This window comes from Synechococcus sp. WH 8101, assembly GCF_004209775.1.
Classification (GTDB): Bacteria; Cyanobacteriota; Cyanobacteriia; order PCC-6307; family Cyanobiaceae; genus Synechococcus_C.
Genome location: NZ_CP035914.1, coordinates 1,308,886 through 1,325,407, shown reverse-complemented (window position 1 = coordinate 1,325,407; position 16,522 = coordinate 1,308,886). Strand labels below are relative to the sequence as shown.

The window sequence follows — 16,522 nt, the reverse complement described above, 5'->3', positions numbered from 1 at the left end:
TCCTTTATGGCCAAGAACAAGGGCGTCCGGATCGTGATCACTCTCGAGTGCACCGAATGCCGGTCCAATCCCGCCAAGCGCTCTCCCGGTGTGTCTCGCTACACCACCGAGAAGAATCGCCGGAACACCACCGAACGGCTGGAGATCAAGAAGTTCTGTCCCCACTGCAACAAGTCGACTCCCCACAAGGAGATCAAGTGACCTTGCAGGTCTTCCCCATCCACCAGCGTTCCTGAGTCATGTCCAGCTCCTTCTTCAAGAAGCGTCTTTCCCCGATCAAACCCGGCGATCCCATCGATTACAAGGATGTGGATCTGCTCAAGAAGTTCATCACTGAGCGTGGCAAGATCCTGCCCCGTCGCCTCACAGGTCTCACCGCTAAACAGCAGCGCGATCTCACCAATGCGGTGAAGCGTGCACGCATCGTGGCCCTGCTCCCCTTCGTCAATCCCGAGGGTTGAGTCCTGGCGGCTGTCGCGTGCCAACCGGGTGATCTGGTCGGGATCCAGGCCTCCGGAACAGCTCAGCTCGCTGTCGTCCAGGCCATCCAGGGCAGCAAAGTCCGCCTCCAGGTTGGTTTCAAGGCGCGAGAACAGGTGCTTCCTGCGCGCCAGATCGATCCCATTCACCCCCTGCCGTCCGGTGTGGATGCACCGGCCCGGTTGGGGGTCTTTCCATGGTCGTTCAGCCCTGAGCAGCTCACAGAAGCCAGTCCCAAGCGTCGCGACTGGGGCCAGGCCTGGGTCTTGCTGGTCGACACGGGTGAGACGCTTGATCTCGCTGGCTTTGCTTCCCTGGTGGGCGCCGCCGATTCGGCCGTGGCCCGTGCTGCCGTGTGGCTGGCTCTGCAGGCTGGTCAGGATCTGTTTCGGCTTCGCCAGGGGGTGGTGGAACCCCGCAGCCTCACCGATGTGCGTCAACGGCGTCGCGAGCGCTATCAACAGGTGTTGCGTGATCGCCAGGAGCAGCGCTGGTTGACGCTATTGCGTCAACCCCAGCCTGTGGAAGCGGCTGGCCTCGATGCCTGGACGCAAGCCGCTCTGCGCCAGATGCAACAGGTGGCCGCGTCCCAGTTGGATCTCGTCGACTGCGACCCCCTGGTGCGCAGCGCACTGAAACAGCTCCACCTCGATGACGACCGCGGCAGCCTGCGCCATTGGCTTGTGGACCTGGGGCAGTGGGATCCCCATCACCTGGTGTCGATGGGCGGCACCACCTGGAGCCAGGGTTTCAGCGCTGAGCTGATCGCTGAGGCGGAGCGATTGCTGGTTTTGCACGATCACACCCTGCCCGGGGATGAGGAGAGGCTCGACTGCACCCAGCAGCGCTGCGTCACAATCGACGATGACGACACCCGCGATATCGACGACGGCCTGGCCCTGGAGCGCAGGCCCGACGGCAGACAACGGATCTGGATCCATGTGGCCGATCCGGGGCGTTTGGTGGCAGCGGAGTCTCCCCTGGATCTGGAGGCACGACGTCGGGGTAGCAGCTTGTATCTGGCGCGGGGCATCCTGCCGATGTTCCCGGAATCACTCTCCACCGGCCCCTTCAGCCTCCGGGCCGGACAGCGCAATCCCGCCTGGAGCACCTGGGTGGAGCTGGACGACAGCGGTGCCATCGAGACCTATGGCATTGCGCGCAGCTGGGTGGCGCCCCGCTATCGGCTCAGTTACGAGGACGCCGATGAATTGATCGATTTTGCTCCGCCGGAAGAGGCGGACCTGACGGAGCTGAACGACTTGCTGGAGCGCCGCCGCCAATGGCGCGTCAGCCAGGGTGCGCTGTTGATGGACCTCCCGGAAGGGCGGATCCGCTGCCGTGAGGATGATCGTCCAAGCGTGGCGATCACCGAGCCCAGCCCCTCGCGCTTGATGGTGGCCGAGGCAATGATCCTGGCCGGGGCGGTGGCGGCCCGTTTCGGTATGGAGCAGGGCCTGGCCTTGCCCTTCCGCAGTCAGTTGCCGGCGGATCTGCCTTCTCCTGCTCAGTTGGATGAGCTTCCTGACGGGGCGGTGCGCTTTGCGGCGATCAAGCGCTGCCTCAGCCGCGGGCTGATGGGCACGACTGCAGCGCCCCATTTCAGCCTCGGCCTGCCGGCCTACGCCCAGGCCACTTCGCCGATCCGCCGTTATGGCGATCTGGTGGTGCAACGCCAGATCCAGGCGCAGCTCAGCGGCGCCACTCCCTTGAGCGACGACGCTCTGCAGGAGCTCGTTAACAGTTTCGATGGCGCCGTGCGCGAAGGCATCGCGATCTCCAGAGAAGATCAGCGCCACTGGCAACAGGTTTGGTTTGAAGCGCACAGCAAGGAACAGTGGCAAGCCGATTTCCTGCGCTGGCTCCGCCCCCAGGATCGTCTCGGCCTGGTGCGCATCGAGGCGCTGGCCATTGACCTGGCGGCCGAATGTCCCCAGAACGCCCAGCCCGGCGAAGCGCTGCTCCTGCGGGTGCAACAAGTGGATTCGTTGCGCGATCAGCTGAAGCTGGTGGCTTCAGCCAGTTGATTCGCCATTCGGCTCGGTGGATCTGGTTGTGAGAAGCCTCATGCGCGTGCTGACCTGGCTGGCTTCCTGAAGGAGTTCTTCCCAGTCACTGGGTGGATGACCGTTGTCCAGCATCGATTGAAAGACTCGGTAGGCATCTGTCTTGCTTCCATAGGCCCGCTTGGTGGCTGTGTCGTTCACCCAGCCCAGAACGATCACCTTGGATCGGTTGTGAAAACGAAAGAAGAGCCGGTATTGCTGAAAGAACTTGGCCCGGTGCCAGTGGCGGTGCTCAGGGCCGAGGGTGGACCCCTGGCGGTATTCCTTGCGGCCGGGGTCTTGGGGAATGTCGTTGAGCATCAAGCGCATCACCGCCGCTAAGCGTTTACTGGCGTTTTTGCTGCGGTAACCCTCAGGATCCCTACGGCGCAGCCGTTCCACCTCAGCGGTCAGGCTCTCCAGCTGATTGAGAAACAAGGGGTGTGCAAAGAGTCTCCATCCGTTGATGGCAATAGGCGTTGCACTGGCAGCGCTCACGAGCTGCTCTCGTCTTCATCCGTCAGTGGCGTCTCGAGATCCACCTCGAGATCGCCGACCAGCGTTTGCAAGCGTTGAACAAGGTCGGAGGTGATGGGCTGGAGACGGGCTGGTGCCCTGGCGATGTCTTGCTCGAGCAGAGCCAGGAACGGCGCCAGGGCTGGATCGTCATCGACGGGCTCAGGGCTCACGCGCTGCAGCACCACCTCACCGTTGGTGCGGAAGGCGTAGCGAATCCGATCTCGCTTGCGTAGCCCCAGGGCTTGCCGCACCGGTTGCGGCACGGTTGTCTGATAGCGGTCGGTGAGCGAAGACTCGACCTGATCAGGGGAGCGATCAATGGAGGAAGGCGCAGACACAGGCTGACCAGATTCTTCTTCCAATTGTAATGCAGTTGCATTACTGCTGCTGCGGGTGCAGCAGGTGGAGCCTTTGGATCCTGGCCAGACCGATCAATGGACCAGCATCTGCCAGGAGAATCCGCATGCTCTGAATGGATCAAACCTCTTGAGCGAGCCAGCGTCTGGCCTGAGCGAGGTCGTCATCCAATTCAACAGCCGTGGCATCCGTCACAGGGATCCGGAGCGAAGCAAGGATCTCAAGAAAACGCGTGAGGGGTAAGCCAGCGATCTTTGCCGCTGCACCTACAGACAACGATCCGGCCTGAAACAGCGACAGGGCAAGACCCGAGCGGACGGCTCCTGTGTCTGGCAAGCCAAGACGATCTAGTGCCACCACCAGTGCAGTGGGCTCCTGATGGCTCGTCACCAGGGCCATGGCATCCGCCTCTGCAGCGCGAAGCACCGTTGATGGGTTGCTTTTGAGTTGCCGCACCGAAAAGGCCTGCATGGTGTTCCTACAGACTGTTCCAGCATGGCACGGGTCCAGCAGTTGGATCACCGCGCAAGGAGCTGCGTCGTGTCAACTCCTCGTCCGCCGTGGGAGTTGCGGCGCCAAGAGCCGTATCCGGCAGATTCTTGAGCGTGAGGGTCTTGGCCATTGCAGCCAGGCTTGGTTCTACAACGCAACCTTCATGGATGCATTGTGGCGAATGCCACCAGAACTCCCAGCCCTGTGAGGCCTCCAGCACATCGCAGGGTGGCATCGCCAAACCCATGACAGCATGGGGCGCCTCGTACCCGGTCGATGCTGTTTGAGGGCGCTATCAGTCCGCTGGTTTACTTGCTGCTGCTCGCAGGCGGTGTCGGTCTGGGGATGCCGATGGGTCCGGTGGTCGTCGGGGCTGGTGCCCTCTACGGCGGAGTGAGCGGATTGGTCGTGGTAGTGATCGCCCAGGGTGCCGGGCTCACCATCAACTGGCATGTCTGCCGCCATTGGTGTCGCGGCTGGATCAGGCGACGCTTTGAGAGCCGCCGCCGTTGGCAATGGATGCTGACCTTCTCCAACACCTGTCTGCCTTGGCCAACGTTGCTCCTGTTGCGGTTGGCCTTGTTACCGATGACCATGGTGAATGCCATGTGCGCGCTGTCATCAACCCGCTGGCAGCCCTATGCCTTCACCTCCTTGGCGATGGTGCTTCGCTTTGCCGTGATGGTTCAGGTTGGAGCCCTTGGCGTTGAGGCTGCCACCGGACACCTCAATGGTGTAAGTGCCGCAATGACGATGATCGCAACGGCAGCCACCGTTGCACTGGCCTGGCTCAGTGGCATCCGGTTGCGGGGGTTGATGACACAGCCACAGAGCAATCGGCAAGCCGATTCACACAGTCTGCCAATCGCTGATTCTCATCAGCCAAGCCTGATTGCCACCGAGATTGATTAATGCATCAAAAGCATGTGTGATCCGAAGTGCTTTGTATAAATTCGTAAGCAGGGCGGCCAGGTCACTTCGTCAAACGCACCAGCTTGTATGGTGGGGCTTCTGCCGGAAGGGCCATCTGAAGCTTGCCTCAATCCTGCAGTGGATTGAAGGGCTTGTATGACGGCTGCTTGATGAATATCAACCCTAACAAAAGAAAAGCCCTTGTCATCAATCAATTGGCTGAAAACTACAACGCCACAGGCAGCGTCGAGAATGGAGGGTGGCTGTGGCTCACCGCAAACCCTTGCCAATCAGACCGTGCATCTCATTGAGTCATAGTTGGCATTAATAGTCATGATCAGGATTTGTCGCTACCATGTTATGAAACATGATGACACCACTCCAAGCGACAACGAAGCATTCATTGTAAGGTAATGCCAAAGTCATGCATGCGGTTTTGAATCAGCTCAATCAGTTACCGGATGGGTTGGTGGTGGTGAGCGGAGCCAGCCGAGGCATCGGCCGTGAACTCGTGAATCTGTTGCTCGCCTCTGGAATGGAGGTGGTGGCACTGTCGCGACAAGCTTGCGACCATGCTGAGAATCTCACTGCACTGAGCGTGGATCTCAGCGACGCGAATGGGATCAGTACCGCTGTCGACATGTTGAAGACTGTGATCGATGGCAGACCGGTTGCAGGGCTTGTGAATGCGGCTGGAGCAATTAAGCCGTTAGGAGCTCTGATTGACCAGGGCACCTCTGACCTACAGCGAGCCCTATGCCTAATGGCTGTGGCACCGGTTCAGCTCACTGCCGCAATCGCCCCGCAAATGCCAACAGGCGGCAGGATACTCAACCTTTCGAGTCGATCAGCACAGGCGGTATTTCCAGGTCTCGGTGCTTACTGCATGAGTAAGCATGCTTTGCATGCCGTCACTGCAAGTCTGCGGCATGATCTGAATCCAAACATCGGTGTTGCTGAGTTGATACCCGGCGAGGTGGATACTGGTATGCAAGCCGACCTGCGCGAACCAGATCCTGAGGAATTCCCACTCGCTTCCTTCTTCCGTGGCAACCGAGCCAATCTGATACCTGCAGCTGTGGCGGCTCAGTTCTGTTATTGGGTGCTCACGCAGACCACGCCAGAGACGTTTAACCGTGCTGAGCCCTGGTTCATCTATGACCGAGCTGAGCAGACCCGCTGGCTCGCTGAAGGTTCTAAATTTACCTACACAGAGCCGTGAATCATGGACTCAGCGACATGTGAGCTTCATGGATAACGGCTACTTGAGCGTTGTTGGGTTCCCAGGGTCAGGGCTAGTGGATTCCATGATGGCACCTAGTGGCGCATGCACGGGTTAACACAACTTGCTGCGAGTAGGCATGACTACTGAGGAGGTGGATTGTTTAAGAACGTGGGATCAGGGCTGAATGTTGCTGAAGCCGGGGAATCTGCGTAAGCACTGGCGCAGATCTGAGTCAATAGCAGTTGATCACACAACGTGTTGTCAAAGCACAATATAATCCGCTAGGCAGTTATTGTCAGGTTGATGGATATCTGTATCAACGCAGTCAGTTCGATGTGGAAACGAGCAATGCCGAGTTGGGGTTAAACTATGAAGCTGACACTAGCAAACTGATATGATTCAGCATCTATAAGGGATGGCAATACTGTCGAAGGAATAGCAGATGTGCTAAACATGTGCAAGACGAAGAGTGGCGTTGTGTGACCGATTGAATGAAAACACTGATAGACTAATATACTGGATAATGGGTTTAAGTGGTGTGCCGAATGCCTCAATGGAGTGCCGCAGGACTGCGACGCGTAGAAGTGGTGTGATCAGATGACACAAGACAGCAGCCACTCAGACATGCTGATACGGGCCATGGACCACCGACCTGCCGATAGGAACTGATGCTGCCGACATGAGCCTGTGTAACGACAAATTTTGGCCGGCGAGCAACCAGTTTCTGCGACATTCGACAAGGACTCTAAGGAAAATCATAGAAATCCTACATTTGTAGGATGCGCTGAGCTCGAAACTGAATCACAATTGTGAAATCCGATACCACGGTCATGTTTGTTGAAAGCATTCAGCAAGTCCACCCTGATATTACAGAGCAGAGTGCGGCTCAGCTTCGCGAGTTCCTTGTCACGGCTCATTCAAGACACCAATCGGACAGCCAAGTGCTGTCGATAGGATTCCAGACTCTGAAACAAGAAATCTTGAATGAAGGGTATGAGTGGGGTGAATTGATCAGCATGCTGGTTGATCTTGTAAGTGCTGATATGCAAGAAGACCAGCACGGGCGGTTTGTTGCAGAATTGGATCGCTTGTATGCCAGCAATGCCAGCCTACTGGAAGTTGGATCCGTGATGGCATCCGACTATTCCAGCGCCCTAGAAGAGCTACAGCTGCTGATTCAAGAAGCTCAGAAGGAACATGAGACGCTTGCCGGCATGGCAGGAGGAACATCGAAATTCACTCGGACGTGGAAGAAAAATCCGAATCGAACGAAAATGGAAAAAGGAGAGGCGATTGGTGTCGATGTACTAGAGGCCACTGTTGGTCTCACGTTGGTCGCCGGTGGTGGAATACTAGCTTATAAGGGTATTAAGCGCGCTATGACTAGAGGAGGAGGGGAAGAGGTACAACAGGTTGAAAGACTGGCAGATAACGCTGCTCGAGATACCGGGCCAGATGAAATTATAGGCCTAAGGGAGAGAGCCATGAAAGACGCGAGGGAAGTAATGGACACAATGAATAAAGTTACCAAGGGTGAAGCGGTTGAATTTGGTGGTAAGGCCAGCGAATTAACTGAGAACTCAATCAATAACTATGCAGAAGGAGCAATGAGTAGTCACTTAGTGAATCACCAGGATCATATAAAGAGAATTCTAGATGAAAGGCTGAGCCCCAGCACTTGGGAGGAAGTTAGCAGAACAGACGAGCCCAGATTGAGAAAACTCAGGTCAGAAGTGACAAAAGAATTAAAAGGGCACTACAAAGGGCAAATCGAAGATTTTATACGAGAAAACCCTGATGCAACTGAAATGGACTTAAGGCATGACACCAAGGCGCTACTTGATCCAGATAAGCAGTTTAACCCCAATGATGTAGACGAAGATGACCTTGTCAGCAGGGTGATGAATGACGATAGTCGTCTGATAAATCCTAATGTTAACTTCAGAAAAGCTGGACGCGAAGCCAGGAGAGCAGTTAATAATGATGGTATGCGTATTCAGCCGCCCGACCGTAAAAAAGGTGGTGAAAACGATGGCGGCCGCCTGGACAACGATGGTGAGCTCGACAGCCTCCTTGAAGCCCCAGGAAAGCTAGAAGAAGGTTTTGAATCAGGTATAGAAAACGAAGCTGGAGTATTTAAAGAATCATTTGAATCTGAATTGGGCGGCATCGTAAGGGAAGATGTTCAAGTCGAAGCACAATCATTCGTCGATACCATTGAAGATGCAGAGGAACTTGAGTTATGATCTGTGTTGACGGCTCATTGCAGAGCAGAGCAATGTCTCTGAAGATGGAAGGTCATTCAAGCCAAACGTAATCAGGGGCTAGCATTCTTTAGAGACCAAAGAACAGATAAGTCCGCAAGTACCCTCTGTTAAGTTATCAATGCTGCGCCCACTCCTCCACGAATAGGCGCCACTACAGCTTGGCTGATTTTGGTCCTGCGCTTTCATGTGATGGTCCAAGTAGGAGCAGCTGGAGCACCTGCTTTCGAGGTGAAATTGTCAGCTGCGGCTGCAGCGACCTCCATCACCGCAGCAGCGGCAACAGCTTCACTCGCATGGTTCAGCTCCATGAAACTAAGGAGGCGGTTTTACGCAGGTAGCAGGGCCGCCTAAAAGTCTGTTCTGGTAGCTCTTGGCGGTGCTGTCAGCATCGGGTTCGCTCGGCTGGTCTCAGTGCCCCCTATCCCCGAAACCTGCTCCACCGCAGTCAATCAGCCCGCACCGGATGACCTGATTAATTTTCTCAAGTGCATCCCTGACGGACGATACAGCCGTGGGGTGCGTCACCCGCAGTGGGTCCTACTGCTGGTGGCGGTGCTCGGGATCCTGAGCGGCTGCCGCAGCTCCCGTGATTTGGAGGCCTCTGCCCGGCGGCATCGGGAGGTGTTGAACGAGGCTCTGGGGCCTGATTTCAAGCGCTGGCCCTCCAATGCCACCTTCCTTTACCTATTCAACAAGGCCCACCTGCAGGCATTTGGCCAGGCGCTGCAGGCCTGGATGGTCAGCCAGATCCCAGGCGGGGCAATGGTCTGGATCAGTTGGTGTGTGATGGCAAAACCCTGCGCGGCTCAGCCATCGAGACGGAAGAGGGTAACCACCGTTTTGTGGCCCAGGTCACGGTCTATGCCCGGGCCCTTGGCGTTGCCCTTGCCCAGAAGACCTAGGACACCCACGAATCCAGTGAGCGTGCGGCGCTGAAAAAGCTGCTCAGCGGACTGGATCTCGTTGGCGTGTTGATCCAGGCGGATGCCCTGCACACCACGCAGTCGTTTTTCATTGGTGCCTCTCCCAGGGTGCCGACGTGCTCCTGACCGTCAAATCCAACCAGAAGACCCTCTACCGCCAGATCGGCTACCAGTTCCAGGGAAAGCGTCACATGCTTTTAACTTCAAGAGATCACGAGAAGCGCCACGGGCGCGACACCGTCTGGGAACTGCAGGCCCAGGAGCTCCCGGAGTACATCAAGGCCAACTGGCCGGGTATTGCCTGGATCGTGAAGGTGATCACCGACACTCTGACCCACAAGCACAAGCGCAGCGTGCGGCGGCATCTGTTCCTCACAAGCGTGCGCACAGCTCCAGAAGCCTTGCTGCTCCTGGTCTGGCAGCGCTGGAGCATTGAGAACGAATGGCACTGGGCGCGTGATGCCCAACTGGGTGAGAACGCCCACCGCTACGCCAACCGGATCGGGGCCCGGTGTTCGCCTTCCTGCGCACCATCGTGATGAACTTGCTACGGCGCGGCGGCTACCTCGATCCGGCAGCCTGCGAGTGCTGGCCTACGACATCAAGGGAATGCTGGCGCTGGGAGGGGTGACAACCACCGCCTGAGCACCTTGATCACACTTTTAGGCAGCCCTGACGCTGGTAGCCAGTGATACCTGAAGCATCAGACACCTACAATTATAGGAGGCATCGTCGACATACCCAAGGTAGAATGAGAGATAGTTGTTAGGTAGATCGATGGGGTTTCTGGAAGAACTAGATCAGATCTGCCCTGGCCTGTCCAGCGACCATTCATCTGAGCTACGTGAATTTCTTGCAGCCAGTCATGAAGTTGATCAAGACCTATTGGATTCATCAACACTTCAAGAATGGTTCGAGTAAGCAGGTGATCAAGGATATGACTCAGACACACTTCAGCAGACACTCAGGCACATCGCATCAGCGGTCCTGTCAGCCAGGCAACAAGAACGATTTCTCGCCGACTGGTCATCGAGTCTATCGAGTAACATAACTGTTGCCGAGTTTATTGCAGCGCTCTTATTGAATTATCCGGAACTGAAGCTCATCTTGACCAAGCTTACCATTGCTGCTGAAGAAGAACGAAAGGCTCTTAGCGCTCAAGCAGGTGGGACAGGCAAGGATTCTGGTTTCACAAAAACTTGGAAGACACCAGGAACGAGGACCACAAAGCAGAAGTTTGAGGCATTTGGTGCTGATGCGTTAGAAGTGGCAGCTGGTGTCCTTTTTGTGGGTGGTGTTGGTAAGCTTGGCCATTTAGCACTACAAGGACGACAGAAAGCAGAAGTTCCTGACAATGGTGAGTGGAAAGGCATAGTCACGATACGGCGTCATGGACAAGATGATGTCGAAATTGACACTAGGACACACGAAGAGGTCTCAGACATCGACCCAGCGGACTTGACAGATGAAGATGTGTTCTCTGATCTGGGAAATGCAGATTTCCGTAAACTCGATCGTAGGTTTGCTCAAAGCGACCTAAGCAATTTAATGGCTCGCCCTCGTGCCGATACTGATCCTTTTGATCCGGAGCGCCCGATGAGATTCTCGCTCGACTTGGACGTACACCCTGCTCCCGAATTGGCCGATATTGCTCAGAATGGTGTAGACAAGGCACTGGACGATGCCGCTTCTGATATAACAAATGATGTTAGGGCTGAAATTAATGTAGAGGAGGGTTTTGAGTCTGATCTAGATTAGTTAATGGGTTGCCATATCATCAACTCAACATTCGCTCTCAGCTCTTCATTGCCAATTTATGACACCATGTGCTGCATTATGCTGAGCTATCATAACCAAGCAGTGTAAAGCTTAAATAAGTTGTTGTTGCTTGGATTGTAGTTATGCAGAGAACAGGATTCGAGGGAGGGCCGCGCTGAGCAGATGGCGAGGGAATGTGTCGATGAGAGCATTCTGCGTGAGCACTCTGTCTAATAATATTGACACTATTAAGGGAGTTAGACCTGCACAGTAATACGCATAGCCCAGGGTTGTGTAACAACGCTCTGAATCATCCGTGAATTCGGTATTAAACTGCTAACATCCACTATCATGGGGATAAACTGACAGATATCATGCGATCAGTACCCAGATACCTACCAAGCCGTATACCTACAAATGTAGGTTGCCGCCTCCAAGACGGGCATATACGATGGAAGTAGAGATGGCAACCATTCGTGTCTGAACTACTCTCAGCTCTTAAGACAGCGCTTAGCGAAGATCTTGCCGCTAACATATCATTAAGCAAAGAAAGCGTTGATCAGTTTCTCATTGACCAAGGATATGATCCAGATAGAATTAATGACGAGTTCATTGGGTTATTAGACGATCAAAAAGTAGAGCACGCCCAATTACTTGAACTCAATGATTACTCAACCCTTTTTAGCAGCCGCGAAGCTGCGCTAGGTTTTATTGATAAGTACAGTATTAATAGAGATGATGATTCTATACAATACACGGGAGCTGGGTTTGGCCACGTTACACCAGGCCACTCACTTAGTAATATCAGGAATAAGTTGCAATCACACAGGTCAGAGTTGCAGCAACGTGAGGCATCGTTGCTTCAGGAAAGAGGTAATAACGATTTAACTCAACTTAAGGAGCAAGATATCGGTGCAATCGAACATAGACTTTCTAACTTCAAGGAAGTCAGTAGTGTCCTGGAGAACAAGCAAGAACATCGATCTACAGGTTCTCATCGCGAGATCCATCACGATCGTGAAACGCTTGAAAATCATTCAAGGGCTTTTAGTGTTTACAAAAAAGCTTATATTGACAGCCGTGTCCACATAGAAGACATCAGTGTAAAAAACTTAGAGTTAGATCTTGCGCATCGTATAGTCGCTTACCAGGTTAAGAAGTTTTATTCCGGATACGTGAGTGCTAGTCAAGGTAAGCAGAATGGACATGATTGGTCATCAAGCTTTAAAAATACCAATTGGTATGATGGCGTTGATTATAACGAGACTAATTACTCGTATTCAGACAACAACGTACAAAAAACCCTTTCGGTTGGGTTCATCCAAGGAGGACTTGCTGAATCTAAACAAACGGGTGCACCACCTGTTACAATAGGTTATTATTTTGACCCAAATAATAAAGACGATACTCAGATTAATGCGTCTGTTGCCCTTGACCCGAAAACCGCAACTGCCTCCTGGACCTACACTAAAAGTACTAAGAAAGGTTGTACTCCTAAATCTGGTACCATTTCTTTTGGCAGCCTCAAAATGTACCAGAGAGATCAAGAAGTCCTCAAGAAGTATCGTGATGGCACGCTGATTCCTCACGATCTTAAGTTAAAATTCGGGCGCGTATTAGCACTCTCTGCGATAGCTTATAATTTGAAACGAGATATAACAATTGAAAAGAGATTCTGGCCAGACCAGTTCAGCAATATCGTTGAAAGAACTAGAACTCATAGCTGGGGAAAGGCTTATTCTCATCTTAATCACCAGAGATCGGCAGAGCTTGCGACTCTCAAGTCTAATTCGCATAATCAGAAGCGTGATGCCCGTGGGTTGCGTATGCTCTACGGTGCGGAACTCGCCGCAAATAAGACGGAAGAATACGCGATCAAGAATTCTGAGAATGTGTATAAACGAGCTTTCAGCGATGGACTATCAAAGTCAACTGCTTTTAAGCTTGCAGATCTTTGTTATGTATCTGATCTTGTCCTCTTTGACTCTTTTCTGGCATCTAAAGCACTTCCGCGGCTAGCGAATGGAGAGCTAAGCACACTAACTGGTGACAAGGCCTTAGAGGAAATGACTTACCGCTCGATGCCTTTCGTGATCCGTCGTCAAATTCACGAGAGCCATCACATTCTTAACTTGGAAGTGATAGACCAGCGTGATCCCAAAACGGCAGAGTTTCTGTATACGTACGATAAGTTCAAAAACAACTGTCTTACAGAGCTTCTAAAGTATAGCGATACATATTACAGCAACTATCTTGGCTTCCATCCTGTTCATCGTGTATTTAGATTTTCGAAGGACAAGATTCTGGGCGTTACGAATGTTTTTGAGCATTACGTTTTCGACCCCATACTGCATGCCATCTCGTGGACACGCATACCAAAACTTATCAACAATAGTACTCTGCTACGGTTCTTGCCCAGCTTTACCTTATCGGGTTTATTCAATGGGGCCATTGGGTTTACTGAAGGCCTTGTATTTGCAATGGCCCATGGTATTAAAACATTTCCAAAGCATCTCTACAAAGATACAAGAAATCTTAGCAGACAGCTTGGCAAGATTTTCAAAGGTGAAGCCACATGGAAGGGTAGTTTTAACGCCTATCGGAGGGATACAAGCATGCCAAGAAAACTGTTTATGAAAGGTTATAAATATTCCGAATTAAACTATTTCGTTCATAAGATCAGGGGCAAACAAGATCCGGTTTTCAAGAATATCTCTGATACGGCTAATATGGCACGAGTGGGTATCAGTGGCATGAGACATAAGGCAAAAATTAAAAAAGATCTCGTTGAAGGAAAGGTTGAAATCCGGCTTCACAAGCAATTACATGAGTTTGCACCCAACCTCATCAAGTCTCCGTATGAGTTGCTTGAGATGCAATCACCAAAAGTTAAAGTTGCTCAGCATAAACTTGTGGATCAACTTAAGACACTTGCAAAGGCTGATATCACACAAATGGCTGATATCACACAAATCGAAGATCAGATTTCGTCGCATAAACACGCTGATATGTTGAGATTATTCCGCGGTAAATACAATAAATCACTAAAAGCGTCTGCTCAGGCTTTCAATGAGCAGATACAAGGATATCTTGCGAATTGGAACGCAAAGGCAAAACTACAGAGCTATATCAAAAATAATACAGTTGAGGAACGTAAGTATTTCAAGGCCGTGCATGCTCGACAAGCACAGCGACTCAAAGACCAGGTCACTGCACTTGAATTCGCCCATGAACACCGTAGGCTCATTAATAATGACCTCCCCTATGCAATCAAATTACAAAAGTCGATTAAACATACAAAACGACTTTTTGAGACCATGTATTCTTCTGAAATTAAGTCAGACTGGAAAAGTGGTGGCAAAAAACTATTCAAAAACTTGTTCGTCTATCCCATCGGCAATACGATCCCGCTACCTAAGAATCAGAAAAGGGACGTAAGAAGAGAGATTTCTAAATTTTTCTCTTACAACATAGGAGAAAAAGTCTTCGGAGCAATACTACTAGAGGACTATGCAAGTCGAGTGCTTAATAATACATCTGTCATTAGGGTGGACAAGCGTATCTCGGCAGCTCTTCGTTCCACATCAGTTGGAACGGCTGTAGCGGATCTTGTTCGTTGGGACAATCGGAAATTACGAAGTGATTTGGGAAGATTAAATCGTATTGCCTCTTTAGACATTAATAAGTCTACAGTAGTTCGAACTGGATCTTATGCTCGCCGGGCTCTTCGTCAGTTTGCATCTAAATTTAAGATTAGACATCCCAAATGGGCAAAGGCTGATATGACATGGTATAAAAACGAGTCTTCAAATGGGCGTTTTCTAAAGACATGGAGACCTCGAATCAGCAAGGATGCCAGCAAGGGCAAGGGAGTTGCGATTGCCTGGCAACAGGATGTCAACGCGATCAAGTCTGGTCAGACTCTAACAGTTGGTGAAGTTATTAATTCACTCAAGCCTAGCCAAGATCAATGGGGTTTACACCTAGAGAAACCATCCGATATTACTCAGCCGGTTACACCGGCTCATAATGGTGGAAACAGCAGTAACCCTGACAATGTTATTAATAATAAAGATTCGCAATCATCGACTTCCAATGACACTTCCAGCGACAAGATAAAGGTGAACATCTTTGGGTACGCCATGAAAATCAAAATGTCTTCACACCTGATCAAGAAGATCTGGAATAAGGCAACCAAAAAGGAAGATAAAAAAGATAGTGGCGATAAGTCTGATGACAATATCCGCGAGAATGCGGAAAGTGACGTCAAAAGAGACATCTCTTCTGAGGAAAATATTCTGAAGAGCGATTTAGAGGCTGATCTCGCGAATGAAGAGTCTGCAATTGTTGATACAGTTGTTGATGAGAGCGAGGCAGTCATAGTGGGTGAGGGTGAGGCTGTTGAAGCGGGTGAAGAGATGGCCATAGATACGTTGATAGAACTATGATTTCTATCACTGAGTGTAAAATGACCGCGTTTTTAGACGGGCATATTTAGACAGATTCTCTTACCAAAACAATACAGGCCGATAGGAAACGCGGGCTGTACCGCAAGTACAGCTCCGTGCGGTTAGAGGACGGCGACGAGTGACGTTACCGGACGACGCCCGGGAGGCCTTGGACATCCTTGATACGGGCACGGTTAGGGTGGACGGATTCCATAGGAACCGTGACGTAACCCCCTCTACCGATCCCGTGCTTATGAGAGTGGATGGTCGTGATCATGCTGTAGCTCCTTGTTGAGCAGCCTGATGGGGCCCGAGGGTGTCTACTCCCAGCGCCAGCGATTGGCCAAACCCTGGGCTTCCGTCACCGTGGCAAACAGCTCAGTGTTAATGATTCATCCCTGAACTGAGTGGGCGTGCTCTGAATCTCGCCCAGGCCGAGGGTGGCGAATGACGACCCCTACTCCGTATCGATGATCAGATCGGCGAAGTGCCGACTACCCCAGACGGCTGTTTATGGGCAAGAGCAAGGCCTGTCAGTGGTCGTGTCACCTGCGGATTGGTAAAACCATCGGCACCACCACATCTGAATTAAGGCCGTCACTCCCGAGGAGCGTCACAGCGGTAAGGGTGAAGAAATATCTAGAGCCGTGCTGCTGTCTACGAACAGGCCAGACATTTCAATCCACAGCGATAGTCGGTAACGATGCGGTGTTAGAATCAACCGGATTTGGTTTGAATCAATCCATCACCAGCGGAAGACGAATCGAGCTGTCTAGCTTGACAAGAATTATTTGAAAAGGAGCAGAGGCGGCATCTGCCCTGGGAGATCAGGATCAGAGTTCAACGGGCAACTGTTGCAGAAGGTTTGATTCCGGTCGGAACGATCGTCGTGATAGGTCTGTCAGAATGACCCATCGCAAGCGCGGAGCATATCGAGTCTGGTGATGGAGGCGGACTGAGCAATTGCTGCTTCGAGAGCCACCTACAGATGTAGGTACCTACAAGCGTCTAACACTGCTAAAAAGCAGAAGAGTGTCTCGGGCGTGATTTGCAGTTGCAATGATGCCGATTCACTCGTTACTTCGTGAACACATTT

At 52.2% G+C, this 16,522-nt stretch carries 13 protein-coding genes and 1 pseudogene; 10 read left to right on the top strand and 4 right to left on the bottom strand.

Annotation, left to right across the window (positions count from 1 at the left end; genetic code table 11):
* The first annotated feature begins 6 nt into the window (after nt 1-6).
* The 3 genes from rpmG to SynWH8101_RS06940 all read left to right on the top strand — a co-directional run bounded on the left by rpmG (nt 7) and on the right by SynWH8101_RS06940 (nt 2,507).
* Nucleotides 7-201: a 50S ribosomal protein L33 gene (gene rpmG / locus SynWH8101_RS06950; RefSeq protein ID WP_007102505.1), complete on the top strand. Its 195-nt coding sequence runs from the start codon at nt 7-9 to the stop codon at nt 199-201.
* Between the two features lie 38 nt (nt 202-239).
* Complete coding sequence (rpsR, locus tag SynWH8101_RS06945; protein WP_006041316.1) at nt 240-461, top strand: 30S ribosomal protein S18; 222 nt, start codon at nt 240-242, stop codon at nt 459-461.
* A gap of 135 nt (nt 462-596) precedes the next feature.
* Complete coding sequence (locus SynWH8101_RS06940) at nt 597-2,507, top strand: ribonuclease catalytic domain-containing protein (protein ID WP_254427905.1); 1,911 nt, start codon at nt 597-599, stop codon at nt 2,505-2,507.
* On the opposite strand, the gene SynWH8101_RS06935 is transcribed toward SynWH8101_RS06940, so the two are convergent.
* The 3 genes from SynWH8101_RS06935 to SynWH8101_RS06925 all read right to left on the bottom strand — a co-directional run bounded on the left by SynWH8101_RS06935 (nt 2,496) and on the right by SynWH8101_RS06925 (nt 3,872).
* Nucleotides 2,496-3,023 (bottom strand): type II toxin-antitoxin system YhaV family toxin, encoded by a 528-nt coding sequence (locus tag SynWH8101_RS06935; RefSeq protein WP_130129135.1) that lies wholly within the window; start codon nt 3,021-3,023, stop codon nt 2,496-2,498. The two genes, SynWH8101_RS06940 and SynWH8101_RS06935, sit on opposite strands and share 12 nt — an antisense overlap.
* Nucleotides 3,020-3,382, bottom strand: coding sequence for a type II toxin-antitoxin system PrlF family antitoxin (locus SynWH8101_RS06930; RefSeq protein WP_254427903.1), 363 nt, complete (start codon nt 3,380-3,382; stop codon nt 3,020-3,022). Before SynWH8101_RS06930 ends, SynWH8101_RS06935 begins: the two co-directional genes overlap by 4 nt.
* Nucleotides 3,383-3,521: 139 nt before the next feature.
* Complete coding sequence (locus tag SynWH8101_RS06925; protein ID WP_130129134.1) at nt 3,522-3,872, bottom strand: UPF0175 family protein; 351 nt, start codon at nt 3,870-3,872, stop codon at nt 3,522-3,524.
* Nucleotides 3,873-4,169: 297 nt separating this feature from the next.
* Between SynWH8101_RS06925 and SynWH8101_RS06920 the strand changes: the two genes are divergently transcribed.
* The 4 genes and pseudogenes from SynWH8101_RS06920 to SynWH8101_RS14635 all read left to right on the top strand — a co-directional run.
* On the top strand, nt 4,170-4,805 hold the full coding sequence (locus SynWH8101_RS06920) for a VTT domain-containing protein (protein ID WP_130129133.1): 636 nt from the start codon (nt 4,170-4,172) through the stop codon (nt 4,803-4,805).
* A gap of 424 nt (nt 4,806-5,229) precedes the next feature.
* On the top strand, nt 5,230-6,027 hold the full coding sequence (locus tag SynWH8101_RS06915) for an SDR family oxidoreductase (RefSeq protein WP_130129132.1): 798 nt from the start codon (nt 5,230-5,232) through the stop codon (nt 6,025-6,027).
* Nucleotides 6,028-6,839: 812 nt separating this feature from the next.
* The gene (locus SynWH8101_RS06910; RefSeq protein ID WP_130129131.1) at nt 6,840-8,276 is read left to right on the top strand and encodes a hypothetical protein; all 1,437 of its coding nucleotides are present in this window, start codon (nt 6,840-6,842) and stop codon (nt 8,274-8,276) included.
* 432 nt (nt 8,277-8,708) lie between these two features.
* Nucleotides 8,709-9,023: pseudogene (locus SynWH8101_RS14635) on the top strand (transposase family protein); the annotation flags it as partial.
* 80 nt (nt 9,024-9,103) lie between these two features.
* Here the strand turns inward: SynWH8101_RS14635 and SynWH8101_RS14430 are convergent.
* Complete coding sequence (locus SynWH8101_RS14430) at nt 9,104-9,292, bottom strand: hypothetical protein (protein WP_254427902.1); 189 nt, start codon at nt 9,290-9,292, stop codon at nt 9,104-9,106.
* 44 nt (nt 9,293-9,336) lie between these two features.
* On the opposite strand from SynWH8101_RS14430, the gene SynWH8101_RS06900 reads away from it, so the two are divergent.
* From SynWH8101_RS06900 to SynWH8101_RS06890, 3 genes are all read left to right on the top strand, one after another.
* Entirely contained in the window at nt 9,337-9,759 is a 423-nt protein-coding gene (locus SynWH8101_RS06900) for a transposase (protein ID WP_130129130.1), read from the top strand.
* A 568-nt stretch (nt 9,760-10,327) separates the two neighbouring features.
* Entirely contained in the window at nt 10,328-10,978 is a 651-nt protein-coding gene (locus SynWH8101_RS06895; RefSeq protein ID WP_130129129.1) for a hypothetical protein, read from the top strand.
* A gap of 476 nt (nt 10,979-11,454) precedes the next feature.
* Nucleotides 11,455-15,426 carry a hypothetical protein gene (locus SynWH8101_RS06890; protein ID WP_130129128.1) on the top strand — a complete coding sequence of 1,324 codons (3,972 nt, stop codon included), beginning with the start codon at nt 11,455-11,457 and terminating at the stop codon, nt 15,424-15,426.
* Nucleotides 15,427-16,522: the final 1,096 nt, after the last annotated feature.

Coding starts and splice junctions, on each gene's coding strand:
- rpmG (WP_007102505.1), top strand. CDS start 7: ATGGCCAAGAACAAGGGCGTCCGGATCGTGATCACTCTCGAGTGCACC.
- rpsR (WP_006041316.1), top strand. CDS start 240: ATGTCCAGCTCCTTCTTCAAGAAGCGTCTTTCCCCGATCAAACCCGGC.
- SynWH8101_RS06925 (WP_130129134.1), bottom strand. CDS start 3,872: ATGCAGGCCTTTTCGGTGCGGCAACTCAAAAGCAACCCATCAACGGTG.
- SynWH8101_RS06920 (WP_130129133.1), top strand. CDS start 4,170: ATGCTGTTTGAGGGCGCTATCAGTCCGCTGGTTTACTTGCTGCTGCTC.
- SynWH8101_RS06915 (WP_130129132.1), top strand. CDS start 5,230: ATGCATGCGGTTTTGAATCAGCTCAATCAGTTACCGGATGGGTTGGTG.